This is a genomic window from Roseovarius arcticus, assembly GCF_006125015.1.
Taxonomy (GTDB): Bacteria; Pseudomonadota; Alphaproteobacteria; order Rhodobacterales; family Rhodobacteraceae; genus Roseovarius; species Roseovarius arcticus.
In genome coordinates, this window is the sequence record NZ_SZZN01000001.1 from 73,583 (window position 1) to 98,650 (window position 25,068).

Consider the following 25,068-nt stretch of genomic DNA (forward strand, 5'->3'; position numbering starts at 1 on the left):
GCGGCGGGTAAGTCCAGTCTAACGTCACCGCATGGCGATCCCAGTCGAAACCTTCTTTCTCAGCGCCGATGGCGAGGGCACGCTTCAGGCGCGCATCCAGCAGATGATCGCCGAGGGCATCCTTTCGGGCCGCTTTGCCAAGGGGGAACGGCTGCCATCCTCGCGCCGCCTTGCCGCGCATCTGGGCGTCAGCCGGATTACTGTGACGCTCGCCTATACTGAATTGCAGGCAAACGATTATCTGGCCGCGCGCGATCGCTCTGGCTTTTACGTATCAGACGGCGCGCCTGAACCGTCCAGCTTTGCCCCCGCGCACCCAGTGCAGGATCGTATCGACTGGTCCCGCGCGCTAGGGCGGCGTTACACCGGGGGGCGTTCGCCGGAAAAGCCGCAGGATTGGGCGAGTTATCCCTATCCGTTTCTATATGGCCAGAGCGATGCCAAGTTGTTCGACCATGCGAATTGGCGGCACTGCGCACTCCGCGCGCTGGGCCTCAAGGATTTTCACGCGCAGGCCACTGACTACTACGACCGCGACGATCCACGCCTGATCGAATTCATTACCCGCCACACGCTGCCCCGGCGCGGCATATTGGCCGAGCCGGACGAGATATTGGTGACAATGGGGGCGCAAAACGCGCTGTGGTTGACTGCGCAGGTGCTGCTGACGCAGCGCCGTACGGCGGTGGTCGAGGACCCATGCTATCACGGTCTCAGCGATATTCTGGAGCAGTCGCGCTGTCACACGCATGCCGTCCCCGTCGACGCGCGCGGCCTGCCGCCCGGCGATTTGCCAGCCGAGGCCGACGTGATTTTCACCACGCCCAGCCACCAATGCCCGACCAATGCGACCATGCCGATGTCGCGCCGCCGTGCCCTACTGGCCCGCGCGCGGGACATGGACGCATTGATTGTCGAGGACGATTACGAGTTTGAAATGTCGTTCCTCAATCCGCCGTCGCCATCGCTGAAATCGCTGGATCGGGACGGGCGCGTCATCTACGTCGGCAGCTTTTCCAAGTCGATCTTTCCGGGTCTGCGTCTTGGGTATCTGGTCGGGCCGCGCCCATTCATACGCGAGGCGCGCGCACTGCGCGCCAGCGTGCTGCGCCACCCGCCCGGCCTGATGCAGCGCACGGCGGCGTATTTCCTCAGCCTTGGCCATTACGACAGCCTGATCCGCCGCACCTCGCGCGCCTATGCCGACCGCCGCCACGTAATGGAGGACGCACTGGCCCAGCATGGCCTGACCGTCGCAGGGCGTGGCCTGCATGGCGGATCGTCCATCTGGATGCGCGCGCCAGAGGGGGTGGATATCGGCCGCGTCGCCGCCGCTCTGCGCACCAAGGGCGTGCTGATAGAGCCGGGTGCGTCGTTCTTTCACGGCGATAACCCTCCGCTCAATTTCTACCGTCTTGCCTATTCGTCGATCCCGTCGGACAAGATCGGCGCAGGAATCGCGCTGCTTGCAGATGCCCTGCGGGATGCCAGCTAATTGGCGCCATCACGCGGCGCCAACTGGCCCTATTGCGCGCGCCCAGCGGGCCTTAGTTTCGCAAAACCGCCACCGCGCCCTAACCCTCCAAGGATATCGCCATGAAAATGACCACCGAAGAAGCCTTCGTCAAAACCCTGCAAATGCACGGTATCGAACATGCGTTCGGCATCATTGGGTCAGCCTTCATGCCGATTTCGGATATTTTTCCGAAGGCGGGCATCACATTCTGGGACTGCGCGCATGAGGGATCGGGCGGCATGATGGCCGACGGTTATACCCGCGCGACTGGCAAGATGAGCATGATGATCGCGCAGAACGGACCGGGCATCACCAACTTTGTCACCGCTGTAAAAACCGCCTATTGGAACCACTCGCCCCTGCTGCTGGTCACACCGCAGGCGGCGAACAAGACGCTGGGGCAGGGCGGATTTCAGGAGGTGGAGCAGATGGCCGCCTTTGCCGACATGGTCGCCTACCAAGAGGAAGTGCGCGACCCCACCCGCGTCGCCGAAGTGCTGAACCGCGTGATCCTGAACGCCAAGCGCGCCAGCGCGCCCGCGCAGATCAACATGCCGCGCGATTTCTGGACGCAAGTGATTGATATCGACTTGCCGCAGATCGTCAGCTTTGAACGCCCATCAGGCGGCGACGAGGCGCTGGCAGAGGCGGCTGAGCTGCTGTCGAACGCCAAATTCCCGGTGATCCTAAACGGTGCGGGCGTTATCCTTGGCGGGGCGATCGATGCATCGATGAAGCTGGCCGAGCGTCTAGATGCGCCCGTCTGCGTGGGCTATCAGCATAATGATGCCTTCCCCGGATCGCATCCGCTGTTCGCCGGGCCGCTGGGGTATAACGGGTCCAAGGCTGCGATGCAGTTGATCGCGCGCGCCGACGTGGTTTTGGCGCTGGGCACGCGGCTGAATCCGTTTTCGACCCTACCGGGCTACGGCATCGACTATTGGCCCAAGGACGCCAAGATCATTCAGGTCGATATCAACCCAGATCGGATTGGCCTGACCAAGAAGGTCAGCGTCGGCATCATTGGTGACGCGAAAAAGGTTGCGACTTCGATCCTGTCCAAGCTGTCCGGCACCGCCGGCGACGAGGGCCGCAAGGATCGCCGCAATCTGATCTCGACGACGAAATCCGCATGGGCGCAGGAGCTGTCCTCGATGGATCATGAAGAGGATGACGAAGGCACCACATGGAATCAGCGCTGCCGCGACGACAAACCTGACTGGATGAGCCCTCGCATGGCATGGCGCGCGATACAGGCCGCCCTGCCGAAGGACGCGATCATCAGCAGTGACATCGGCAACAACTGCGCCATCGGCAATGCCTATCCGACGTTTGAGGAGGGGCGCAAATACCTCGCGCCCGGCCTTTTCGGGCCTTGCGGGTACGGCCTGCCCTCGGTCGTGGGGGCCAAGATCGGCTGCCCCAATGTGCCCGTCGTCGGCTTTTCCGGTGATGGCGCGTTCGGCATCGCGGTGACAGAGCTGACGGCTATCGGCCGCGGTGAATGGCCGGCGGTTACGCAGATCGTTTTCCGCAACTACCAGTGGGGCGCGGAAAAGCGGAACTCGACGCTTTGGTATGATGACAATTTTGTCGGCACGGAGCTGGACACACAGGTTTCCTACGCCGGAATCGCCAATGCCTGCGGGCTGAAAGGCGTCGTTGCGCGCACGATGGAGGAGCTGACGGACGCGCTGAACCAAGCGGTCAGGGACCAAATGGAAAACGGCGTGACCACCCTGATCGAGGCGATGATTAACCAAGAACTGGGCGAGCCCTTCCGCCGCGATGCTATGAAGAAACCTGTCGCCGTGGCAGGCATCGACGCTGCGGACATGCGCCCGCAAACGGTATGATCTCGCGCGCCATCCTCGTCCTCAATGCCGGATCATCAACGATCAAGGCAGCGGTGTTCGTGAATGGCCGCGAGGTTGCCCGCGCGGGCAGTGATGCGGTGCCCGATCACGGTGCCGCCCTCAGCCGCGTGATGGCGGATCTGGCTGCGCAGGGCCATGCGATTGACAGCTTTGCCGCCGCCGCGCACCGCGTTGTGCATGGCGGCGAAGCGCTCGGCACCTCTGCGCGGATCACTCCGGAGGTCCGTGCGCAGATCGCGGACTGCATCCCGCTCGCGCCACTGCATAATCCGCATCATCTGGAAGTGATCGACAGCATCGCTGCACTCGCGCCGGACCTGCCGCAATTTGCCAGCTTTGACACTGCGTTTCATGCCAGCATCCCTGAGGTGGCAACGCGCTATGCCCTGCCCTGCACGCCCGACACGCGCGGTCTGCGTCGCTATGGATTTCACGGCATCAGCTATGCCGCACTTGTCGAGGCGTTGCCGCGCCAAACTGGCCAGCCGCTGCCGGGCCGCCTGTTGGCGTTCCACCTTGGAAATGGAGCGTCGATTTGCGCGATCCGCGAGGGCCGCTCTGTCGGCACCACGATGGGTTATTCGCCCAACGCTGGCCTGACCATGGGCACCCGCAGCGGCGACATGGACCCGGCGGCGGTGCTGGAGCTAGCCCGCCGCTTGGGCGTGGACGCGGCAGAGCATTTGCTGACCCACGCGTCGGGGCTACTGGGCCTTTCGGGCGACAGCTTTGACATGCGCGCGCTGCAGGCATCTGGCGCTCCCGGCGCGCAGCTGGCCATTTGGCATTTCTGTTATTGGTCCGCGCGGCACGCAGGCTCGATGATCGCGGCGATGGGCGGACTGGACGCCATCGCCTTTACCGGCGGGATCGGTGAGAATGCGGGTGACATCCGGAATGATATTCTGCTTAAACTGAAATGGGCAGGAGACGTTCCCACCCATATCGTGCCCGCGCAGGAGGAAGCCTTTGTCGCGCGGGAGGCGTCCAATCTGATGGAAGGCCCCGAATTTGCAGCATAAACAGCCCGACCTCGATCTTTCGCCCCACGTCTCGGACGAGGTGCGCAAGACGACCTGCTATATGTGCGCCTGCCGCTGCGGAATCGACGTGCATATGAAAGGCGGCAAAGTCGCCTATATCGAGGGCAACCGCGACCATCCCGTGAACAAGGGCGTTTTGTGCGCCAAGGGTAGCGCCGGCATCATGCAGCACAATTCGCCTGCACGGCTGCGTGCGCCTCTGCGCCGCGTCGGCCCGCGCGGATCAGGCGAGTTCGAGGAAATCAGCTGGGACGAGGCGCTGAGACTCGCGACCGATTGGCTGGCACCCTTGCGCGAAACCGCGCCCGAAAAGCTGGCGTTCTTTACTGGCCGAGATCAATCGCAGTCGTTCACCAGCTATTGGGCGCAGAATTTCGGCACGCCGAACTACGCGGCGCATGGCGGATTTTGCTCTGTCAATATGGCGGCGGCGGGCATCTATACGATGGGCGGGGCATTCTGGGAATTTGGCACCCCCGACTGGGAATATACCAAGCTGTTCATGCTATTTGGCGTCGCCGAGGACCATGACAGCAACCCGATCAAGATGGGCATCGGCAAGATTAAGGCACGCGGCGCGCGCGTGATCGGCGTCAATCCCATCCGCAGCGGGTATAACGCCGTCGCCGATGATTGGGTCGGCATCACGCCCGGCACCGATGGTCTGTTCATCCTCGCCCTCGTGCATGAGTTGATGAAGGCGGGCCGGATCGACGTTGATTACCTGTCACGCTACACCAATGCCCCGGTGCTGGTGAACGGTGATCCCAAATCGCCCGAACACGGCCTGTTTTTGCGCGATAAGGACGGCAAGCCGCTGGTGATCGACCGGGGCACCGGTAAGCTGGCGGCGTTTGACGCCCCCGGCATACGCCCCGATCTGCATGCCACGCACCGCGCGGCGGGCGTCACGCACCGCCCGGTCATGCATCTGATGGCCGAGCGCTACCTTGATCCGCAATACGCCCCCGAGGCCGTGGCCGAACGGTGCGGTCTGACCCCGCAGAAGATCCGTAATATTGCAGCCGAACTGGCGCGCGTCGCCTTTGACGAGGCGTTCACGCTGGACCGTGAGTGGACTGATTTCCGCGGCGAGACACACCAGACGATGACAGGCCGCCCTGTCAGCTTTCACGCGATGCGCGGCATTTCCGCCCATTCAAACGGGTTTCAGACCTGCCGCGCGCTTCATGTTCTGCAAATCATCCTTGGCACCGTCGAGGTGCCCGGCGGTATGCGGTTCAAACCGCCATACCCCAAGCCGGTATCGGCACATCCGCGCCCGCACTCGGGCAGCGCGCCGGGCAAGCCGCTGGACGGCCCTCATCTGGGCTATGTCACCGGCCCGGATGATCTGTGCCTCAAGGCGGACGGCAGTCCCGCGCGCATCGACAAGGCATTTACGTGGGAAAACCCGCTATCTGCGCACGGCATGATGCACATGGTGATCTCGAACGCGCATGCGGGCGATCCCTACAAGATCGACACGCTTTTCCTTTATATGGCGAACATGTCGTGGAACTCGTCCATGAATACGGGCGGCGTGACCAAGATGCTGACCGACACGGGCGAGGACGGCGAATACGTCATCCCCCGCATCATTTACTCCGACGCCTATAGCAGCGAAATGGTGGCCTATGCCGACCTGATCCTGCCTGACACGACCTATCTGGAGCGCTACGACTGCATTTCGCTGCTGGACCGTCCGATAAGCGAGCCGAATGCAGCTGCCGACGCAATCCGCTGGCCCGTGGTCGAGCCGGACCGCGATGTGCGCGGTTTTCAATCTGCCATGTGCGAGTTGGGCGCGCGCCTGAATCTGCCGGGCTTCGTAAACGAGGACGGCGGCCAGAAATACGCGGACTATGCCGACTATATCACGAACCATCAGCGCAAACCGGGCATCGGTCCGCTGGCTGGTTGGCGCATGGGCGAGGCTGGTCTGACCCACGGACGCGGTGCCCCGAATGAGGCGCAGCTGGACAGCTACATCAAAAACGGGGGCTTTTGCACACAGCACATCCCCGAGGATGCGCAATATTACAAACCGTGGAACATGGCCTATCAGGACTGGGCGGTCGGCATCGGTATCTTTGACAGCCCGCATCCCTACATCTTTGATCTTTATTCCGAGCCTTTGCGCCGTTTCCAATTGGCGGCCGAGGGGCACGGCGACCGCCAACCGCCGAATCATCTGCGCGAGCGCATAAAGGCCACGATGGACCCTTTGCCCATCTGGTACGCCGCGCTGGAGGACGGCCATGTAGACAGCGCCGAGTATCCTATTCACGCCCTCACCCAGCGGCCCATGGCGATGTATCACAGTTGGGGATCACAAAATGCGTGGCTCCGGCAGATCCATGGGTACAACCCGCTCTACCTGCCGACCAAGCTGTTTGAGCAGCATGGATTTGCCGACGGTGACTGGGCTCGTGTCACCTCGGCCCATGGAGAGATTACGGTGCCGGTGGCCCATATGGCCGCTCTGAACGAGCATACCGTCTGGACGTGGAACGCCATAGGCAAGCAAAAGGGCGCTTGGGCGCTAAAAGACGGCGCGCCGGAGAGCACCAAGGGCTTTTTGTTGAACCACCTCATTCACGAACTGCTGCCGCCCAGGGGTGACGGCCTACGCTGGGCCAACTCCGACCCGGTAACAGGGCAGGCCGCATGGTTCGACCTGCGCGTCAAGCTCCAGAAGGTTCGCGCACCGGCTGAGGCGCACCCCGCGATGCCCAAGGTTCAATCTCCTGTCGGGACCGGCCCGGACAAACTCGCTTGGAAGGTAGGAAAATGACCCCGACGCAGCGCACACTCTTGGCGATCTTTGCCTTCGTCGCCTTAATCCTCGGCTCGTTCATCTGGTTCATCGCCACATGGGACGCTGAGAGCGAGAAATCGATCACGCGCACAATCGGGGCATTTGCCCAGCCGGGGGAAACGGCATGACCGCATTGCCCGCATCCACCGAGCGTAAGCTGGGCCTCGTCATTGATTTGGATACTTGTGTTGGTTGTCATGCATGCGTGATTTCCTGCAAAGGCTGGAACACCGAAAACTACGGTGCCCCGCTTAGTGACCAGCGCCCTTATGGCGAGGACCCAAGCGGCACGTTCCTCAACCGCGTCCACAGCTACGAGGTGCAGCCGCTTGCCACCTCTGACGCAGTGCAACCCGCCGCGCAGGTGGTCCATTTCCCTAAATCATGTCTCCATTGCGAGGACGCGCCTTGCGTCACCGTCTGTCCCACCGGGGCCAGCTACAAGCGAGTCGAGGACGGTATCGTTCTGGTGAACGAGGCTGATTGTATCGGCTGCGGCCTTTGTGCGTGGGCGTGCCCGTATGGTGCGCGCGAAATGGACGCGGCTGAGGGCGTGATGAAGAAATGCACCCTCTGCGTTGACCGCATCTATAATGAAAACCTGCCTGAGGTAGACCGCGTCCCCGTCTGTGTGCGCACTTGCCCGGCAGGCGCGCGCCACTTTGGCGATTTTGCCGATCCGGACAGCCACGTCAGTAAACTAACGGCAGAGCGCGGCGGGTTTGACCTGATGCCTGAGCAGGGAACCAAGCCGGTCAACAAATATCTGCCGCCGCGTGCGCGCGATCAATTGGATGAGGTACCGCAAACCGACATCCTGGCCCCGTTCCTCGATACGGTGGCAGAGGAATCCACAGGTTTCGTCGCCTGGCTTGACCGCGCGCTTTCAAAGGTCTGACATGCATCCTGCCCCCTCCGTCATCGTATTCACCACGCTCTCCGGCCTTGGCTTTGGCCTGCTATTCTGGCTGGGGCTAGGCGTAATCGCACCCACAGGTTGGGCCGCGTTTGCGTTCTTTGTGATCGGCTACATCCTTGCGGTTGGCGGCCTCATGGCGTCCACCTTTCACCTCGGCCACCCCGAACGCGCGCTCAAGGCGTTCACGCAGTGGCGCACCAGCTGGCTTAGCCGCGAGGGCTGCGCCGCGGTGGCGGCGCTGACAATCATGGCAATCTATGGCGCGGGCCTCGTCTTTTTCGATCAGCGCTGGGCGCCGCTGGGCTGGCTGGGTGCGGCGCTCTGCCTTGGCGTGACTTTTACGACCTCGATGATCTACGCCCAGATGAAGACAGTGCCGCGTTGGCGCACTTGGCTGACCCCGGCGCTTCTACTGGCGATCTCACTGGCTGGCGGCGCGCTGTTGGCAGGGCAGGTCGCGTTAACACTTGTCCTGTTACCCATTGCCGCGCTCATCCAGATCGCGTGGTGGATGCGCGGCGATGGTGCGCTGGCCCGCTCTGGCACGACCCTCGCGACGGCCACTGGCCTCGGCCAGATCGGCGACCCGCGCGCGTTCGAGCCGCCCCATACCGGTACGAATTACCTCTTGCGAGAGTTCGTCCATGTCGTTGGCCGCCGCCATTCCCGCAAATTGCGCGCTATCGCATTTGGGATGGGCTATGTGCTGCCGGTGTTGCTGCTGGGCCTGCCGGGCGGGCATATCACCGCTGCGCTTGCGGTCGCCGCCCACATAATTGGGATTGCCGCCTCCCGCTGGCTCTTCTTTGCCGAGGCCGAGCATGTCGTCGGCCTTTACTATGGCAAGCGATCCGCCTGAGGGGTGCCAGGCCTCTCAACTTGGCACACATACCCGTTTCCCATTCGGAGCCACACATGCACCTCTTTGATCTGCGCACCATCCCGTCCAAGCCATGGGTCAACGGCGCAGGCACGCGGCAGGAGCTTGCCTCCAGCCAGCAGCACGCCACGACCGCATGGTGGCTGAGCGTCGCCAAAATTGAGCGGGACTGCGCGTTTTCCACCTATCCGGGCCTGGCGCGACTGCACGTCGTCATTTCCGGCCCCGGCACGCATCTGGTGGGCAAGGGCGTTGATCTGCACGCGCGTCCCATGGTCCCCGTGGCCTTTGACGGTGACACCGCCTTAGAGTGCCGCCTGAATGGCGGACCCTGCACCGCGTTCAACGTGATCTACGACCCAGCTCAAATACGCCCCGATCTGGTGGTGTTGGACGCAGGCGCCCATAGGGTAACAGCCAGCGAAATCGCGGTATTCTGCGTTTCCTGCAACGCTTCGGTTAATGGCTCGGGGCTGCGATCAGGGCAGGGGGCAATCGTGCAATCTGAAGCGACAATCACGGTCAATCCTAGCGCCAAGGTTCTTTGTGCGCGGCTTAATCCAGTCTAGATCGCGTCCGATAACGCACCGATGAGACGTGCGGTATTCAGCCACGATTACTCCGCTTATGAATGCTGTGTAACTGTGAGGGATTTAAGAAAACTCGCTAGGATCACAGTGAAACCCGATCACCAACTTTGGCCCGTATAGGTCGACAACGCTGCGCAGTATTGGCCGCCTCGTATGCGCTATGTGAGAACCGGCCGGAAGTTACTCTTAAAAATGGGACTCGCAACTAACTACTCCCGGACCGGTCCTCGGGCCCGCCGCTTCGCGATCGTGTTTCGCACGAGGCGGCGGGCCATGTGCGAAGAGTTAGGCAATGGACGTTTGTTAATCAATTTCATGGCCATGTTATTGGATAGCCGGAACTTTTTGCTGCCTATCTTGGTTGTACAAGTCTTTTGCAGCGTCGGATGTTCGAGGCCCCAAAAACCTTTTCCATTGAAAAAAAGGCCCCACAGTTTCCTGCGGGGCCTCCTTCATTTTCTAGCAAGCCTAAGCCCGCGTATCAGTCGTCTGACTTCAACGCTGCGCCAAGGATGTCGCCCAGCGATGCGCCCGAATCGGAGGAGCCATACTGCTGAACGGCCTCTTTCTCTTCGGCGATCTCGCGTGCCTTGATCGACAGGCCCAGACGGTGCGACTTGGAGTCGATGTTCGTCACGCGCGCATCTACCTTATCACCGACCGAGAAGCGCTCGGGGCGCTGCTCGGCGCGGTCGCGGCTGAGGTCAGAGCGGCGGATGAAGGATTTCATGCCCTCATATTCCACTTCGATCCCGCCATCCTCGATGGATGTGACCGTGACCGTGATGATCGCGCCGCGCTTCACGCCGCCAACCGCCTCGGCAAACTTGTCGCCGCCCAGGTTCTTGATCGAAAGCGAAATGCGCTCCTTGTCGGTGTCGACTTCGGAGACGACCGCCTGGACCATGTCGCCCTTGCGGTAGTTCTGGATCGCATCTTCGCCGCGCTCGTCCCAGCTGATGTCGCTGAGGTGAACCATGCCGTCGATTTCGCCTTCGAGGCCGATGAACAGACCGAATTCGGTGATGTTCTTGACCTCGCCTTCGACCTCGGTGCCCTCGGGGTGTGTTTCTGCAAACACTTCCCATGGGTTACGCATGGTCTGCTTGAGACCCAGCGAAACGCGGCGCTTGGCGCTGTCGATTTCCAGAACCATGACTTCGACTTCCTGGCTGGTCGAGACGATCTTGCCGGGATGCACGTTCTTTTTGGTCCAGGACATTTCCGAGACGTGGACGAGGCCTTCGACGCCCGGCTCCAGCTCGACGAATGCGCCGTAGTCTGTGATGTTGGTGACGCGACCGGTGTGGCTGGATTCCAGCGGGTATTTCGCGGCAACCATGTCCCACGGATCTTCCTGAAGCTGCTTCATGCCCAGGCTGATACGGTGGGTTTCTTTGTTGATCTTGATGACCTGCACCTTGACCGTCTCGCCGATGGCGAGGATCTCGGACGGGTGGTTGACCCGGCGCCATGCCATGTCGGTGACGTGCAGCAGGCCGTCAACGCCGCCCAGATCGACGAATGCGCCGTACTCGGTGATGTTCTTGACGACGCCGTCAACATTGTCGCCCTCGGTCAGCTTGCCGATGACTTCGGCGCGCTGCTCGGCGCGGCTCTCTTCGAGGATCGCACGGCGCGAAACCACGATATTGCCACGGCGGCGGTCCATTTTCAGAACCTGGAACGGCTGCTTGAGGCCCATCAGGGGGCCGGCGTCGCGTACGGGGCGCACATCAACCTGCGAGCCGGGCAGGAACGCAACAGCGCCGCCCAGATCGACGGTAAATCCGCCTTTGACGCGGCCAAAGATGGCGCCTTCGACGCGCTCTTCTGCGGCGTATGCCTTCTCCAGACGGTCCCATGCTTCTTCGCGGCGGGCCATTTCGCGGCTGATGACAGCTTCGCCGCGCGAGTTTTCGGCCGAGCGCAGGAACACTTCAACTTCGTCGCCGACGTTGATGTTCGGCTGCTCGCCGGGATCTGCGAATTCTTTGAGGTCGACGCGGCCTTCCATCTTGTAGCCAACGTCGATGATGGCTTGGCCCGCTTCGACAGCGATAACCTTGCCTTTGACGACAGAGCCCTCTTCGGGCGTGTCCATTTCGAAGCTTTCGTTCAGAAGGGCTTCGAATTCCTCCATCGATATATCTTGAGCCATGTGGTCTCGGATTCCTTTATGGGTTTTTTCGGGCCGTGCGGTTGTCTCCGCCGGTCTTGGGGTTTCATTGGTCAGGCGATGTGCAAAACGCCGAAAGAGGGCCCGTATCCGGGGCCCTGCTCGATATCCTTCGGGATTGCGGTGATTACCGCCTTAGTGACAGGCGCGCGTATATGCCGGATGGGGGCGATTGGCAAGGGCGCGGGCTAGCTTTGCTGCGCGCGCTCTACCTCTGCGATAGCCGCCGCTAGCGCTTGGGCAATGGTCAGCGTTGAGGTGTCCAGCAGAACCGCGTCGCTTGCGGGCTTTAGGGGGGCAGCCGTGCGCGCGCTGTCGCGGGCATCCCGCAGGCGCAGATCTGCGAGCACGTCGTTGTAGGTAACGTCGTGTCCGGTAGCCGTCAGCTCCGTTAGGCGGCGCGCGGCGCGTACGTCATCGCTAGCGGTCACGTATAGCTTTACGTCCGCGTCGGGGCAGATGACGGTGCCGATGTCGCGCCCGTCCAGCACCGCGCCGCCCGCGCGGGAGGCGAAAGCGCGTTGGAAGTCAATCAGAGCCTGACGTACCTCGGGGATCGCCGCGACCCGGCTGGCGGCTTGTCCAACCTCGGGGGTGCGCAAATCGCCAGCCTTCAAATCGCTGGGCTGAAGTGTTCGAGCGGCCTCCACCGCATCCATTCCGGCCAGCATGCGGCGGCCGGTGGCACGGTAGAGCAGCCCGGTATCGAGATGGGCAAATCCAAAATGCGCAGCCAGTTGGCGCGCAACAGTCCCCTTGCCGGCCGCTGCGGGCCCGTCGATCGCGATTGTAAATGCCATTGCCGCGCTCCTCGCCGTTTCCGCCGCTAATGGGTAGAGCATGGCGCGGCCCGCCTCAAGCGAGGAGCGTGCGAAAAATGCTGCTGGCGGGTGCTGCATTATCAGGACACGCGGTGGTCTAGGCGGCGTCCAAGGGCAGGTTCAGCGTGACGACCAGCCCATCTGCCTGCCAGTCGAAATGCAGCGTGCCGTTTGATGCGGCAATTAGCTTGCTCACGATTTCGGCGCCGTTTTCGCGCACGGGTGGCGTGACTGCGGGGCCGCCGCGCTCTTGCCAGATCATGCTGAAATCGCCCTCATCCGAGAGGCTCCACGACAGCTGTATATGCCCTGTTTCACTGCCGAGGCTGCCATGTTTGACCGAATTCGTCGCCAACTCATGCAGCAATAGCGTCAGCGAGGTAACCGTGCTATTCGGCAGCGTCACGTCGCCGCCATGAAGCCTGACCTGCCCCTCGCCCAGCGGCGCATAAGCCAAAAGCAAAGATCGTGCCAAATGCTCAAACTGCAGCGTATGCGGCTGATCGCCTGACAGGGTATCGAAATGCGTCTGGCCCAGCGCACGAAGACGCTGAATGACCTTATCGCTGAATTCTTGTGGGTCGGTTTCTGTCCGCCCCGTCATCTTGATGACGACGCTCATGACGTTGACGATATTCTTGAGGCGGTGCATCAATTCTGACGCGCGCAGCTCTGTGGCGCGGCGTTCCTGCTCGCGCAGCGCCGTTACGTCCAACTGCGAGCCGAACCGGAAGATCAGATTGCCCGCCTCGTCAAAGATCGGGCCGAGTTGCAGCGCATTGATGAATTTCTCGCCATTCTTGCGATAATTGACGATCTCTATCATCGCCACCTCGCGCGCGGCCAGCGCTGTGTGAATCGCCTCGATACTCGCGCGCGTCGTTTCGGGCCCTTGGAGGAAACGGCAGTTCTTGCCGACGAAATCCGCTTGGTCATAGCCAGTCAGTTCGCAGAACGCCTTGTTGGCAAATACGATCGGCTCGTCAGGCAACGTTGGGTCAGTGATGCAAAGTGCTAATCTACTATGCCGGATAGCGTTCGCGAACACTTCGTTTTCGCGCAGCTTTTCATACGAAAAATCGGCGATATTTGTTATGTGGGCAGACATAATATTTTCGCCGTTTATTCCAAGTAATGCAGTATCTAAGCCGAATTTGTATCGATGAGCAAGCGAGATAGGCTTGAACCCCTTAGCTCAGGGCGGCCCCTTGTATCAAGTGGCGGCCTCCAACGCTTGTTGCAAGTCGGCGATCAGATCGCTGGCATCTTCGATCCCTATAGACAGGCGCAAGAGGTTCGGATGCACGTTAAAGCCGGGACCGGACACTGTCTTGCGATGCTCGATCAGGCTCTCGACGCCGCCAAGGGATGTGGCGGGATAGAAAAGCCGGCAATGTCGCGCCGTGTCGATGGCCGTCTGCTCGCTGCCGCGCGTGATCAGCGACAACATTCCTCCGAACTGCCCGCCGGTCTGGCGCGCGGCGATGTCGTGGCCGGGATGAGTGGGCAGGCCGGGGTAGAGGACCGATTGCAACTGGGGGTGTCCGCCAAAGTGCTGCGCGAAGGTGATTGCACTGGCGCTTTGCCTCTCAATCCGCAGCATCAGCGTGCGCATACCCCGCACCAGCAGCCATGCGTCGAAACTGTGCAGGACCGTGCCTTGCAGCTTGCGGATGTCCGCGATTTCGTCCCACATCGCACTTGGCTGCGCGACTGATAGCGCGCCGGCGGTGACGTCGGAATGACCGTTCAGGTACTTCGTCGCCGAGTGGAAGGAGATGTCAGCGCCAAGGTCCAGCGCGCGGCAGCAGGGTGGCGGGGTGGCGGTGCAATCGGTGATCAGCTGCGCGCCCGCGCTGTGCGCGATGTCGGCGGCGGCCGCGATGTCGGTGACGGTCCAGTCGGGATTGTTGGGCGTTTCCACCCACACCAGTGCGGTCTGGCCTGCGCGCATTGCCGCGCGCATGGCGTCCAGATCGCCAGCGGGATAGAGATCGACGACGAGGCGCCCGGTGCCGTGATGCTTGCGCAGTTGGTGCAGGACCCCGTGATACATCACGTCCTGTGCCACCACATGCGCGCCCATTGGCAGTGCCTCCAGCACCGCATTTGCCGCTGACATGCCGGAGGCAAAAAGGAGGGTGGAGGCCGCGCCCTCGATATCGGCGATGACCGCCTCGGCCAGTTCAGTCGTCTCGTTGCCGTCGCGGCGATAGATGTAGGACTGGCGCGGGGCATAGTCCGGCCCGCGCGCATAGGTCGCCGACGGTTGGATCGACGGGGTGACGGCGCCTGTCCGCTCTTCCACATGGTGCAAGGCCTGCGCGAGGCGCGTGGCGGGCGAGAGGGGTGCGTTGCGGAGGTCGGGCATTTTTGGCGGACCTTTGCTGTATCGGCGGGTAAAGCGAAGCCCGGGCGCGGTATTAGTTCCGCGCCCGGTAAATGCTAGTCAAGCGCGTCCGAGCAGCGCTGGCAAGTGCCGGGATGCTTATGCGTGCCGACATCTGGCAGGATCTTCCAGCAGCGTAGGCACTTATCGCCCGGTGCCTTTTGGAAAATGACGGCGATGCCGTCTGCCTCGGGCAGGGTGAACGCATCCTGCGGTCCGGTGCCTTTTTGGGCGTGGATCGCTGATGTGATGCAAACATCCTCAAACGGGACGGATTCCAGCGCCGCCAGCGTGGCTGCGTCTGTAACAAACACCTCCGGTGCCGCCTCAAGCGAGGAGCCGATGACCTTGTTCGTGCGCTCCACCTCCAAGGCCGCAGTCACGACGCGGCGCGCCTTGCGGATAGTGGTCCACTTGGCCGCCAATTCTGGATTTAGCCAGCTTTGCGGTGTGTCCGGCATGTCCTGCAGGTGCAGGGACGATCCGGCGCCGGGGAAACGCTCTAGCCAGACCTCCTCCATGGTAAAGACCATGATGGGGGCGAGCCATGTGGTGAGGCGGTGGAACAGCAGATCAAGCACCGTGCGCGCGGCGCGGCGGCGCGTGCTGTCGCCATCGCAATAGAGCGCGTCCTTGCGCACGTCGAAGTAGAAGGCCGACAGGTCCAGCGTGCAGAAATTCAGCAATGTCTGGGTGACGCCCTGAAAATCATAGGCGGCGTAGCCATCGCGCACGCGGGTATCCAACTCGGCCATGCGGTGCAGCACCCACTGCTCCAGTTCCGGCATCTCGGATGCCTCGATGCGGTCAGCCTCGTCAAAGTGTGCCAGCGCGCCAAGCAGGAAGCGCATGGTGTTGCGCATTCGGCGATAACTGTCAGCAACGCCCTTGAGGATTTCGGGCCCGATGCGCAGGTCGGCGGTATAATCCGACTGCGCGACCCAAAGGCGCAGGATATCGGCGCCGTATTGCTTGGTCACGTCGTCGGGCGACACTGTGTTGCCGACCGATTTGGACATTTTGTTGCCCTTGGCATCCAGCGTGAAGCCGTGGGTCAGCACGCCGCGATAGGGCGCGCGGCCCATTGTGCCGCAAGCCTGAAGCATCGACGAGTGGAACCACCCGCGATGCTGGTCCGTGCCCTCAAGGTAGAGGTCTGCCAGCCCGTCCTCAGACCCATCCGCGCGGTCGCGCAAGACAAAGGCGTGGGTGGACCCGGAATCAAACCAGACGTCGAGAATGTCGTCGACCTTGTCCCACTCATCGGGGTTGACGATGCCCGACAGAAAGCGGTCCTTGGCCCCGTCCTTGTACCACGCATCTGCGCCTTCGGCCTCGAATGCCTCAAGGATGCGGGCGTTCACCTGCTCGTTCTTGAGCAGGAAATTCTCATCGGTTGGCAGCGCGCCTTTGCGCGTGAAGCAGGTCAGCGGCACGCCCCACGCGCGCTGGCGCGACAGGACCCAATCGGGCCGCGCCTCGATCATCGCATAAAGGCGGTTGCGGCCTTTTTGCGGGGTCCACTTCACCAGCTCGTCGATGGATGTCAGCGCGCGCTCGCGGATGGTGGTGCCGTAGGTGTCCTGTCCGTCGCCCACAGGGCGGTCGATGGCGGCAAACCATTGCGGCGTGTTGCGATAGATGATCGGCGCCTTGGACCGCCAGCTATGCGGATAGCTGTGCTTGACCTTGCCGCGTGCCAGAAGCCCGCCCACCTCGGTCAGCTTGTCGATGACAGCCTTGTTGGCGTCACCCTCTTTGCCTTTGGGCGTCAGGATCGCCTTGCCGCCAAAGAAAGGTAGACCCTCGCGGAAGGTGCCGTCGTCCATGACGTTATAGGTGATGACCTCGCCCAACTTGCCGAGATCGCGGAAAAGCTCGAATTCTTCCATACCGTGGGAGGGCGCGCAGTGGACGAAGCCGGTACCCTCGTCGTCGGTGACGAAATCGGCGGCGAGGAAATAGCGGGGGGTATCCCATTCGCCCAGAGAGCCTTCAGCGTGGGCGAGTGGGTGGGACAGGGACAGGCCCGCTAGTTCATCGGCAGTCACGCCGCGCACACGTTTCCACATGCCCTCTTCTAGGCGCGCGCGCCTGAATACTTCGCCTGCCAGCTTGTCGGCCAGAAGGAAGCGCTCGCCGGGGGCGGCCCAGCACTCATCGGGTGTGTCTGTGACTTCATAGAGGCCGTAATCATAGTCTGCACCGTAAACAACAGCCTTGTTCGATGGGATGGTCCAAGGCGTCGTGGTCCAGATGACGACATTGGCGCCTACCAGATCGCCCGGCGTCGACACAGGGAACTTCACCCAGATCGTGAAGCTGTCCTTGTCGTGATACTCCACCTCGGCCTCGGCCAGCGCGGTTTGTTCTACCGGCGACCACATCACGGGCTTGGACCCTTGATACAGCGTGCCGGTCATCAGGAATTTCTGAAACTCCTCTGCGATGATCCGCTCGGCGCGGAAATCCATTGTGAGGTAGGGGTTTTCCCATTTGCCGGTGACGCCGAGGCGCTTGAATTCACCCCGCTGGATATCCACCCAGCCCTCGGCGAACTTGCGGCATTCCTGGCGGAAATCGACGATGTCGACCTCGTCCTTGTTTTTGCCTTTGGCGCGGTATTGCTCCTCGATCTTCCATTCGATCGGCAGGCCGTGGCAGTCCCAGCCGGGGATATAGCGGGCATCCTTGCCCATCATCTGCTGGCTGCGCACGACCATATCCTTAAGGATCTTGTTCAGCGCGTGACCGATATGCAGGTGGCCATTCGCGTAGGGAGGGCCGTCATGCAGGGTAAAGGGCGCGCGGCCCGCAGATTTCTCGCGCAGGCGGTCATAGATGCCGATCTCTTCCCAGCGGGCCAGCCAATCCGGCTCGCGCTTGGGCAGGCCGGCGCGCATTGGGAAATCCGTCTGCGGCAGGTTCAGCGTGTCTTTGTACTCGGGGGCGGTCTGGGTCGCGGTATCGGGTGTGTCGGCGCACATTTCGGGCGTCCTTTATCTCGGGCAATTCGGGCGATGTGAGGGGGCGGCGCGAGTGGCTCGAACGCCTTGTCCCGGCGGCTCAGATCTCAGAGCGCCGGGCATGTAATTCGGGTAATGATCGCGATCAGATGCGCCATGCGCGCGTTATAGGCCGGCGGCGCGGCGGCGTCCAGAGGCGCGCGGCGATGCTGCATTCTACGCGGTGAGTTGGCTTGGCACGGGCGGGTTGGTATGAGCGGGCGGCAAAGGAGACGCGTCATGACAAACCCGCTGGCCCAGTTCGAGATTTCGCACGACCAGATAGGGCGCGTCGTGACGGTATTTTATGCCAAGGTGCGGCGCGATCCGGTGCTGGGCCCGATCTTTGCCGCGCATCTCGGGCCAAAGGGATGGCCCGCGCACGAGGAGAAGATCACCCGTTTTTGGGCGAATGCGATCCTTCGGACACGCGGCTATGACGGCAATCCCATGCAGGTGCACAAGGTCGCAACCGATGTGCAGGCCGAGCATTTTGCCATCTGGCTGGGCCTTTTTGATACCGTTTTGGCCGCGGAGTTGCCCAAGGACACCGCGCGGCGCTGGTCCGCACTGGCGCACCGGATCGGGCGCGGCTTTCAGGTGGGGCTAGAGATGCGCGCGCCGCCGGGCACGGTGCCGAACCTGCGCTGATAAATCATGCCCCTGTCAGCGGCACCCGCGCGCCGGGGCGGATCACGGCCGGGTCATAGGGCGTTCGCGCAAACACCTGCTCGACTAACAGTGCAAAGTCGCTGAGAGGTAGCGTGTCGTAGTCTGGATCAAAGCTGGCCTGATCCCAGCGTTCGCAGAATTCGGCGCAGTCGTCGAAATAGGGGTGGCCGCGATGCCGCTCACGCTTGTCCGGGTCGGCGCCGTCCAAGTGGTGGCCGTAATATACCATCTGGAAATCGCCGTGGGTCTGCACGCACCATGTGCATTGCTCGCGTACAAAGGGTTTGAGAATGGTGGCGGCGTATTCGTCGTGATTGTAGGGCGCATAGATATCGCCAATATCGTGCAGCAGCGCGGCGACAATCCAATCGGTGTCAGCCCCGTCGCGCTGTGCGCGGGTGGCCGATTGTAGCGAATGGCCCAGCCGCGTGATCTTGTAGCCCGATAGCCCCTTGTCCAGATCCACAAGCGCGGTCAGCAGGCGCTGGGCGGTGTGGCGGGTATGGTCGATCTCATGGCGGTTCAAGAAGTCGTAATCCTCCTTCGTACCGTCCTTCATTTGAGTAAAGCTGACGTGATCCATCGGGTTCTCCTGTTCTGGCGGCCTTGCGGGCACTACCCTGATGGGACATCGTTTTTGGGGGCAAGCGCAAGCCCTTTGAGCGGCAGGAAATAGCAGGGGATAGCAAGCATGGCGTGGCGCAGTTGGGTCCGGCGGATATATGAATGGGTGCTGCCGGGCGGCGAACGCGACCTGCGCAAGGGGCGCGAGGGCGGCCATGCCCGGCGCGGACCAGTGACGCATGTTGTGATCCTTGACGGGACGATGTCGTCGCTGGTGCCGGGCTGCGAGAGCAATGCAGGCCTTACCTATCGCCTACTGTCCGAGGCGCGCGGCACGCATCTGAGCCTTTATTATGAGGCAGGGCTGCAATGGCAAGACTGGCGCAGCACGCTGGGCGTGATGATGGGGCACGGGATCAACCGGCAGATCAGGCGGGCATACGGGTATCTGGCCAGCCGCTATAGGCCGGGTGACCAGATATATCTGATGGGATACTCGCGCGGGGGATACGCCGTGCGGTCGCTGGCCGGAGCTATTGACGAGATCGGCCTCCTGCTTCGCGATGCCGCGACGGAGCGTAATGTGCGGCAGGCGTGGCGGCATTACCAATGCGGCAGCAGCGCGGATGTGGTGCAGGCGTTTCGTGATGCAAATTGCCACGCGTCAGTCCCGATCCAGATGGTCGGCGTCTGGGACACGGTCAAGGCGCTGGGCCTGCGCTTGCCTATTCTCTGGCGCTTTGGCGCGGGGGCCTACGCGTTTCACTCACACACGCTGGGTGCGCCGGTGCTACGGGGCTATCAGGCGTTGGCGTTGGACGAGACGCGCGTCGCCTATGGCCCCGTGATGTGGCAGACAGATGCCACCACCCAGGCTGACGTGCAGCAGGTGTGGTTTCGCGGCGCGCATAACGACATCGGCGGGCATCTGACGGGGTTTGAGGCTGCGCGCCCGCTTGCGAATATCCCGCTGGTCTGGATGCTGGAGCGGGGCGAGGATGCAGGCCTGCCCCTACCCGAAGGTTGGCGCGAGCGATACCCTTGCGATGTTGGTGCGCCCTCTGTTGGCACATGGCGCGGCTTGGGCTGGATATTCCTGCTGCGGCGCAAGCGCATCGTAGGCGTCGATCCGTCCGAACGCGTGCATGAAAGCGTATTTAAAAGCGAAACGCCGCCCGAATGAGGGGCGGCGCTGACTTTGCGGGCACGCTTTAGGCGACGTCGCGCAGCTCAACCTTGGGCGTGATCCCCAGAGCGTGGCAGATATCGCGCGTCAGTTCGGGGCGGTTCAGCGTATAGAAGTGCAGATCGCTCACGCCATGCTCCATCAGCGTACTGCACAGCTCGGTCGCGTGGGCAATGGCCAGCAGGTCGCTGCGCCCGTCACGCTCGGCCGTTTGGAACGCCGAATTCAGCCAAGCCGGGACCGTAGTGCCGCACGATTCGGCAAAGCGCCGCGCGCCAGTCCAGTTCTCGATCGGGAAAATGCCGGGGATGATCGGTTTGTCGATGCCAGCCGCGGCACAACGATCGCGAAAGCGCAGGAACGTGTCGGCGCTAAAGAAGAACTGCGTGATCGCCTCGTCTGCGCCCGCGTCAAACTTGCGCTTTAGCCAGTCGATATCGGCACTCGTGTCTGCCGCCTCTGGGTGGGCTTCGGGGTAGGCGCCGACGCGGATGGTGGTGAAATCACCGCGTTCCTTTAGGGCCGCGATCAACTCGCAACTGTCCTTGAACCCCTCGGGATGGGGGCTAAAGCCGCTGCTGCCCTTGGGCGCATCACCGCGAAGCGCCACGATCTCGCGCACGCCGGCCGCGTGGAACTCATCGGCGATGGCCATCGTCTCGGCCTTTGTCGCATTCACGCAGGTCAAATGCGCAGCCACGTTCAGGCCGGTCGCGCTGTGCAGCGTGCTGACCGCCTCGCGCGTCAGCGTGCGGGTCGTGCCGCCCGCGCCGTAGGTGACCGAAACAAAGCGCGGCGCCAACGGGGCCAGCGTATGCACGGTATCCCACAGACGAAATGACGCCTCCAGCGACTTGGGAGGGAAGAATTCGAATGATACTCTGGGCGCATGCATGATCAGGTTTCCTATCAAAGCTGTTGAGCCTTTGTTGCAATGCAGCGTAGATTACGCAAATTCATAATATTCACGATCTATATGAGGCTGGCTAATAATGCACATCGAGTTCAGGCATTTGCGAACAATCCGCGCGATCCACGCTTGCGGTGGGCTGGCACGCGCCGCCGATCATCTGAACATCACGCAATCAGCCCTTAGCCACCAGATAAAGGGGCTGGAGGATCAGGCGGGGGTAGAACTGTTCGTGCGCCGCTCCAAGCCGATGACGCTGTCGGCCGCGGGCCTGCGCCTGCTGCGCGTCGCGAACAAAGTGCTGCCCGAGATCGAGGCGCTGGAGGCCGAATTTAGCGGCGTGCGCGACGGCAGCTCTGGCCGCTTGCACATCGCTATCGAGTGTCATGCCTGTTTTGAATGGCTGTTCCCGGTGCTGGAGGCGTTTCGGAAAAACTGGCCCGAGGTCGATGTCGATATCCGCCCCGGCCTCGCCTTTGACGCGCTGCCCGCACTGCAAAAGGAGGAGGTGGATCTGGTCGTCAGTTCCGATCCCGAAGCGCTGCGCGGCATCGGGTTCAAGCCGTTATTCGATTACGAGCCGGTGTTTCTGGCATCCGCCACGCACCCGCTGGCGCAGAAGGCGTTTATCGAGGCCGAGGATTTTCGCGGCGAGACACTGATCACCTACCCGGTCGATCGCTCGCGGTTGGATGTGTTTACTGAGTTGCTGACCCCCGCCAAGGTAGAGCCTGCCAGCATCCGCCAAGTGGAACTGACCGCAGTGATCCTGTTGCTGGTCGCATCAAATCGAGGCGTCGCCGTCCTGCCCGACTGGGTCGTGCGCGAACTGCGCACCAGCACTGACTATGTCGTGCGGCCCATCACAGAAGGCGGCCTAACCAAGCGTCTCTATGCCGCGATCCGCGACGACGACGCGGCCAAGCCGTTTATGGCGCATCTGCTGAAACTGGCGCGGGAGATTCCGGTGAAGTTGCAGAGAAGGGAAGGGGTTTCGGGGTGAGGCATAACTGGAGGGGGCGAATGTCTTCTTGGAGCCCAGAGTGACCAAAACCGCCGATTTCGCAAGCGGCGGCTTTCGCCAAATTGCCACGACGTGATCTCAGGCAGAGTCCGGCGCGTTTAACCTCTACCAACCGGCAAAACGACCAGTGAAATGGGCCGGGCCGTATCGCCGGTCGCGCTTAGGGCTTTTTTAAGGGCCGTGAAGGATGATGTGCCGACTCGATTAAAGGGACAGCAGCGTGCTTCATACTTTTTCCGCGCTCAACGAGAACGACATTGATGCTGGCGGTTCGTTGCAGGAGGGCGAAAGCTTCACTATGCCCGCAGGCTTCAGCCATGAGATACAGGTTGAGGATGATGATTCCCACCTATCTGGGGATGTCGACAATATATCGGACGATTCTACCCAGTCGTCAGAGGTCTATGACGACGGCGGTTTGGTCACCAGCGGCACGATCTATGTCGATGAGATTTGGACGCTGGAGGCGCCGGACGGCACGACCTATACGGCCTATCAAATCGAAATCGAGGGAACTGCAAAGGATTTCGTGGCTTTTGCCGCACCGCCGCCGCCGCCCGGTACGGTACTAACTTTGATGTCCAGCAACGCTACCCCCGATCCGGTATCATACTCATCGATCCATGACGAAAACGCGCCGGTGTGTTATGTGTCGGGAACCCTGATCGACACACCGGACGGTCCTCGCGCGATCGAGACACTCTGCCCGGGCGATCTTGTCAATACCGTAGATGACGGGCAGCAGCCGGTCCTTTGGATCCATCGCGGACATCAGGCTCTTGAAGGTACTTGTTCAGAAAAGCGTCCGGTCCTGATCCAAGCTGGGGCCTTCAGCAAGGGGTGCCCGTCGCGCGACCTCATCATCTCACCGCAGCACCGAATTCTGGTAGGCAGCCAGGGGCAACTAGGCGACCTGTTTTGCGGCGAGCGCTTCGCGCCGGCAAAGGCGCTCACCTTATTGCCCCGTATCCGGCATATGCGTGGCAAGCGGCAAATTACCTGGATACACTTCGCATTGAAGCGGCATAGCGTCGTGCGCGCCAACGGGTGTTATTCGGAATCGCTGCTGCTGGGGCCGATGGTGCTAAAGGGTCTTTGCCGACGTGAGCGGAGGGCCTTAGATGAGATATTCGGCAGTGCGGTGCCCAAACAGGTGCCCTTGAACGGCCCGCCCGCACGAGAGACCCTGACCGTCGGCGAGGTGAAACGCCAAATTGCCCGGCATCTCAAAAAGGAGGGCGGTCGCGTCGCAGATGAAGTTCGGAAATGGGATCGTGATCTTGAGATGGAGCGGTACGAGGCACAGCAGATGCGAGAAGCGTCATAGGCGCTATCCCGCGCACCAGTACACGGATGCTGATACCGGCAAAGCGGCCATTGCAATTTCACGGTTAAACGTCGGCTTCGTCCGCATAGCAGGCATCGAGGGTGGACCGGCCTTGTTTTCTAACACCCCCGCCCCTTGCAGCCAACCCTTGCCCAGCCTATACGCGCGGCTTGACCCGAGCTAAGGACGAGACCCCATGGCACTCAGCGCAAATCTGAACGTGATGATGAAGGCGGCCCGCAAGGCGGGGCGCGCGCTGGCCAAGGACTTTCGCGAGGTTGAGAACCTTCAGGTCAGCATGAAGGGCGCCGGCGATTTCGTCAGCCGCGCCGATATTCAGGCTGAGCAGATCATTAAATCCGAGCTGATGAACGCGCGCCCCACCTACGGCTGGCTGGCCGAAGAGGGCGGCGAGGAGGCGGGCACAGACCCTACCCGCCGCTGGATTGTTGATCCGCTGGACGGCACGACAAACTATCTGCACGGGTTGGCGCATTGGGCGGTGTCCATCGCGCTGGAGCATAAGGGCCAGATCGTCGCCGGTGTCGTCTATGACGCGTCCAAGGACGAACTCTTCTTTGCTGAAAAGGGCGAGGGCGCGTGGATGAACGAGTCGCGCCTGCGCGTGTCGGGGCGCGACAAGCTGATCGAGAGCATATTCTCCACCGGCCTGCCATTTGGTGGCCGTGCCGATCTGCCGCACACGTTGCAGGATCTGGCGCGCCTTTTGCCCACCTGTGCCGGTGTGCGCCGCTTTGGTGCAGCGTCGCTCGACCTCGCTTATGTTGCGGCTGGCCGCTATGACGGATTTTGGGAGCGGCGACTGCAATCGTGGGATATGGCCGCTGGCCTGCTGATCGCCCGCGAGGCCGGTGCATTGGTCGAGCCTATGACCGAAGGGCGCGAAATTCTGGACGAAGGCGCGGTTATCTGCGCCAACAACGCCATATTCAGCAAATTCGCCAAGATTATCCGCAATCAGTGATCCTTAGCTGTCGGATGGGTGATTGCGCCCGTCGACCCAGCCGATATCGCCCAGATCGCGGGGATTCACCCCCTCAAGTGCGGCTAAGTTGACACCGTATTCATTCGGATTCGACCGTCTGCGATGGTGCGTGTAAATCCCGCAGATCGAGCAGAAGTAGTGCTGCGCCGTGCCGGTATTGAATGTGTAGAGCGTCAGTTTATCGGCGCCGCGCAGCACCTCGATCCCATTTAACGGAGCCGTGACTGCCGCCGCCCCGCGACGCGCGCAAAAGCTGCAATCGCAGCGGCGGGCGGTCGCAAGCCCGTCCGACAATGTCACGCGCAGTTCCACCGCTCCGCAATGGCATGTTGCCTTCAT

Annotated in this window: 21 protein-coding genes; 13 read left to right on the forward strand and 8 right to left on the reverse strand. The window is 61.8% G+C overall.

Annotated elements, in window-relative coordinates; genetic code table 11:
- Nucleotides 1-31 precede the first annotated feature (31 nt).
- From pdxR to MK6180000_RS00380, 8 genes are all read left to right on the forward strand, one after another.
- Nucleotides 32-1,495 carry a MocR-like pyridoxine biosynthesis transcription factor PdxR gene (pdxR, locus tag MK6180000_RS00350; protein ID WP_138932913.1) on the forward strand — a complete coding sequence of 488 codons (1,464 nt, stop codon included), beginning with the start codon at nucleotides 32-34 and terminating at the stop codon, nucleotides 1,493-1,495.
- A 101-nt stretch (nucleotides 1,496-1,596) separates the two neighbouring features.
- A complete protein-coding gene (gene xsc, locus MK6180000_RS00355; protein WP_138932914.1) occupies nucleotides 1,597-3,372 on the forward strand; it encodes a sulfoacetaldehyde acetyltransferase in 1,776 nt (591 codons plus the stop codon).
- Nucleotides 3,369-4,415, forward strand: a complete 1,047-nt coding sequence (locus tag MK6180000_RS00360) for an acetate/propionate family kinase (protein ID WP_138932915.1) — start codon at nucleotides 3,369-3,371, stop codon at nucleotides 4,413-4,415. The genes xsc and MK6180000_RS00360 overlap by 4 nt, the downstream gene beginning before the upstream one ends.
- Complete coding sequence (locus MK6180000_RS00365; protein ID WP_138932916.1) at nucleotides 4,405-7,233, forward strand: molybdopterin oxidoreductase family protein; 2,829 nt, start codon at nucleotides 4,405-4,407, stop codon at nucleotides 7,231-7,233. The genes MK6180000_RS00360 and MK6180000_RS00365 overlap by 11 nt, the downstream gene beginning before the upstream one ends.
- Nucleotides 7,230-7,385, forward strand: coding sequence for a hypothetical protein (locus MK6180000_RS20190; protein WP_171054486.1), 156 nt, complete (start codon nucleotides 7,230-7,232; stop codon nucleotides 7,383-7,385). Before MK6180000_RS00365 ends, MK6180000_RS20190 begins: the two co-directional genes overlap by 4 nt.
- Nucleotides 7,382-8,155 carry a 4Fe-4S dicluster domain-containing protein gene (locus MK6180000_RS00370; RefSeq protein WP_138932917.1) on the forward strand — a complete coding sequence of 258 codons (774 nt, stop codon included), beginning with the start codon at nucleotides 7,382-7,384 and terminating at the stop codon, nucleotides 8,153-8,155. The genes MK6180000_RS20190 and MK6180000_RS00370 overlap by 4 nt, the downstream gene beginning before the upstream one ends.
- Nucleotide 8,156: 1 nt before the next feature.
- Complete coding sequence (locus MK6180000_RS00375) at nucleotides 8,157-9,035, forward strand: dimethyl sulfoxide reductase anchor subunit family protein (protein WP_138932918.1); 879 nt, start codon at nucleotides 8,157-8,159, stop codon at nucleotides 9,033-9,035.
- Nucleotides 9,036-9,091: 56 nt separating this feature from the next.
- Nucleotides 9,092-9,625, forward strand: a complete 534-nt coding sequence (locus MK6180000_RS00380; RefSeq protein WP_138932919.1) for a HutD/Ves family protein — start codon at nucleotides 9,092-9,094, stop codon at nucleotides 9,623-9,625.
- A 502-nt stretch (nucleotides 9,626-10,127) separates the two neighbouring features.
- Here MK6180000_RS00380 and rpsA read toward each other — a convergent pair.
- The 5 genes from rpsA to ileS all read right to left on the reverse strand — a co-directional run bounded on the left by rpsA (nucleotide 10,128) and on the right by ileS (nucleotide 18,022).
- Nucleotides 10,128-11,915 (reverse strand): 30S ribosomal protein S1, encoded by a 1,788-nt coding sequence (gene rpsA / locus MK6180000_RS00385; protein WP_342777733.1) that lies wholly within the window; start codon nucleotides 11,913-11,915, stop codon nucleotides 10,128-10,130.
- Between the two features lie 98 nt (nucleotides 11,916-12,013).
- A complete protein-coding gene (locus MK6180000_RS00390) occupies nucleotides 12,014-12,625 on the reverse strand; it encodes a (d)CMP kinase (RefSeq protein WP_138932921.1) in 612 nt (203 codons plus the stop codon).
- A 118-nt stretch (nucleotides 12,626-12,743) separates the two neighbouring features.
- Nucleotides 12,744-13,754 carry a PAS domain-containing protein gene (locus tag MK6180000_RS00395; RefSeq protein WP_138932922.1) on the reverse strand — a complete coding sequence of 337 codons (1,011 nt, stop codon included), beginning with the start codon at nucleotides 13,752-13,754 and terminating at the stop codon, nucleotides 12,744-12,746.
- 105 nt (nucleotides 13,755-13,859) lie between these two features.
- Nucleotides 13,860-15,017, reverse strand: a complete 1,158-nt coding sequence (locus tag MK6180000_RS00400) for a trans-sulfuration enzyme family protein (RefSeq protein WP_138932923.1) — start codon at nucleotides 15,015-15,017, stop codon at nucleotides 13,860-13,862.
- Nucleotides 15,018-15,091: 74 nt separating this feature from the next.
- Nucleotides 15,092-18,022, reverse strand: a complete 2,931-nt coding sequence (gene ileS / locus MK6180000_RS00405; RefSeq protein WP_138932924.1) for an isoleucine--tRNA ligase — start codon at nucleotides 18,020-18,022, stop codon at nucleotides 15,092-15,094.
- Nucleotides 18,023-18,280: 258 nt separating this feature from the next.
- Here ileS and MK6180000_RS00410 point away from each other — a divergent pair, with 258 nt between their 5' ends.
- The gene (locus MK6180000_RS00410) at nucleotides 18,281-18,691 is read left to right on the forward strand and encodes a group III truncated hemoglobin (RefSeq protein ID WP_138932925.1); all 411 of its coding nucleotides are present in this window, start codon (nucleotides 18,281-18,283) and stop codon (nucleotides 18,689-18,691) included.
- A 4-nt stretch (nucleotides 18,692-18,695) separates the two neighbouring features.
- Here MK6180000_RS00410 and MK6180000_RS00415 read toward each other — a convergent pair whose 3' ends face one another.
- Entirely contained in the window at nucleotides 18,696-19,295 is a 600-nt protein-coding gene (locus MK6180000_RS00415; protein WP_138932926.1) for an HD domain-containing protein, read from the reverse strand.
- A 108-nt stretch (nucleotides 19,296-19,403) separates the two neighbouring features.
- Between MK6180000_RS00415 and MK6180000_RS00420 the strand changes: the two genes are divergently transcribed.
- Entirely contained in the window at nucleotides 19,404-20,459 is a 1,056-nt protein-coding gene (locus MK6180000_RS00420; protein ID WP_138932927.1) for a DUF2235 domain-containing protein, read from the forward strand.
- Nucleotides 20,460-20,487: 28 nt separating this feature from the next.
- Here the strand turns inward: MK6180000_RS00420 and metF are convergent, their stop codons facing one another.
- Nucleotides 20,488-21,357, reverse strand: a complete 870-nt coding sequence (gene metF, locus MK6180000_RS00425; RefSeq protein WP_138932928.1) for a methylenetetrahydrofolate reductase [NAD(P)H] — start codon at nucleotides 21,355-21,357, stop codon at nucleotides 20,488-20,490.
- A 97-nt stretch (nucleotides 21,358-21,454) separates the two neighbouring features.
- Here metF and MK6180000_RS00430 point away from each other — a divergent pair, with 97 nt between their 5' ends.
- From MK6180000_RS00430 to MK6180000_RS00440, 3 genes are all read left to right on the forward strand, one after another.
- Nucleotides 21,455-22,375, forward strand: a complete 921-nt coding sequence (locus MK6180000_RS00430; RefSeq protein WP_138932929.1) for a LysR family transcriptional regulator — start codon at nucleotides 21,455-21,457, stop codon at nucleotides 22,373-22,375.
- A 241-nt stretch (nucleotides 22,376-22,616) separates the two neighbouring features.
- Nucleotides 22,617-23,723 carry a Hint domain-containing protein gene (locus tag MK6180000_RS00435; protein ID WP_138932930.1) on the forward strand — a complete coding sequence of 369 codons (1,107 nt, stop codon included), beginning with the start codon at nucleotides 22,617-22,619 and terminating at the stop codon, nucleotides 23,721-23,723.
- Nucleotides 23,724-23,919: 196 nt separating this feature from the next.
- Nucleotides 23,920-24,708: an inositol monophosphatase family protein gene (locus MK6180000_RS00440; RefSeq protein WP_138932931.1), complete on the forward strand. Its 789-nt coding sequence runs from the start codon at nucleotides 23,920-23,922 to the stop codon at nucleotides 24,706-24,708.
- Nucleotides 24,709-24,711: 3 nt separating this feature from the next.
- Here MK6180000_RS00440 and MK6180000_RS00445 read toward each other — a convergent pair whose 3' ends face one another.
- Nucleotides 24,712-25,068, reverse strand: coding sequence for a GFA family protein (locus MK6180000_RS00445; RefSeq protein ID WP_138936274.1), 357 nt, complete (start codon nucleotides 25,066-25,068; stop codon nucleotides 24,712-24,714).

Bases quoted from the DNA above. Each gene is read 5' to 3' on its own strand.
- pdxR (WP_138932913.1), top strand. From the start codon at position 32: ATGGCGATCCCAGTCGAAACCTTCTTTCTCAGCGCCGATGGCGAGGGC.
- xsc (WP_138932914.1), top strand. From the start codon at position 1,597: ATGAAAATGACCACCGAAGAAGCCTTCGTCAAAACCCTGCAAATGCAC.
- MK6180000_RS00360 (WP_138932915.1), top strand. From the start codon at position 3,369: ATGATCTCGCGCGCCATCCTCGTCCTCAATGCCGGATCATCAACGATC.
- MK6180000_RS20190 (WP_171054486.1), top strand. From the start codon at position 7,230: ATGACCCCGACGCAGCGCACACTCTTGGCGATCTTTGCCTTCGTCGCC.
- MK6180000_RS00370 (WP_138932917.1), top strand. From the start codon at position 7,382: ATGACCGCATTGCCCGCATCCACCGAGCGTAAGCTGGGCCTCGTCATT.
- MK6180000_RS00375 (WP_138932918.1), top strand. From the start codon at position 8,157: ATGCATCCTGCCCCCTCCGTCATCGTATTCACCACGCTCTCCGGCCTT.
- MK6180000_RS00380 (WP_138932919.1), top strand. From the start codon at position 9,092: ATGCACCTCTTTGATCTGCGCACCATCCCGTCCAAGCCATGGGTCAAC.
- MK6180000_RS00390 (WP_138932921.1), bottom strand. From the start codon at position 12,625: ATGGCATTTACAATCGCGATCGACGGGCCCGCAGCGGCCGGCAAGGGG.
- MK6180000_RS00395 (WP_138932922.1), bottom strand. From the start codon at position 13,754: ATGTCTGCCCACATAACAAATATCGCCGATTTTTCGTATGAAAAGCTG.
- MK6180000_RS00400 (WP_138932923.1), bottom strand. From the start codon at position 15,017: ATGCCCGACCTCCGCAACGCACCCCTCTCGCCCGCCACGCGCCTCGCG.
- ileS (WP_138932924.1), bottom strand. From the start codon at position 18,022: ATGTGCGCCGACACACCCGATACCGCGACCCAGACCGCCCCCGAGTAC.
- MK6180000_RS00410 (WP_138932925.1), top strand. From the start codon at position 18,281: ATGACAAACCCGCTGGCCCAGTTCGAGATTTCGCACGACCAGATAGGG.
- MK6180000_RS00415 (WP_138932926.1), bottom strand. From the start codon at position 19,295: ATGGATCACGTCAGCTTTACTCAAATGAAGGACGGTACGAAGGAGGAT.
- MK6180000_RS00420 (WP_138932927.1), top strand. From the start codon at position 19,404: ATGGCGTGGCGCAGTTGGGTCCGGCGGATATATGAATGGGTGCTGCCG.
- metF (WP_138932928.1), bottom strand. From the start codon at position 21,357: ATGCATGCGCCCAGAGTATCATTCGAATTCTTCCCTCCCAAGTCGCTG.
- MK6180000_RS00430 (WP_138932929.1), top strand. From the start codon at position 21,455: ATGCACATCGAGTTCAGGCATTTGCGAACAATCCGCGCGATCCACGCT.
- MK6180000_RS00440 (WP_138932931.1), top strand. From the start codon at position 23,920: ATGGCACTCAGCGCAAATCTGAACGTGATGATGAAGGCGGCCCGCAAG.
- MK6180000_RS00445 (WP_138936274.1), bottom strand. From the start codon at position 25,068: ATGAAGGCAACATGCCATTGCGGAGCGGTGGAACTGCGCGTGACATTG.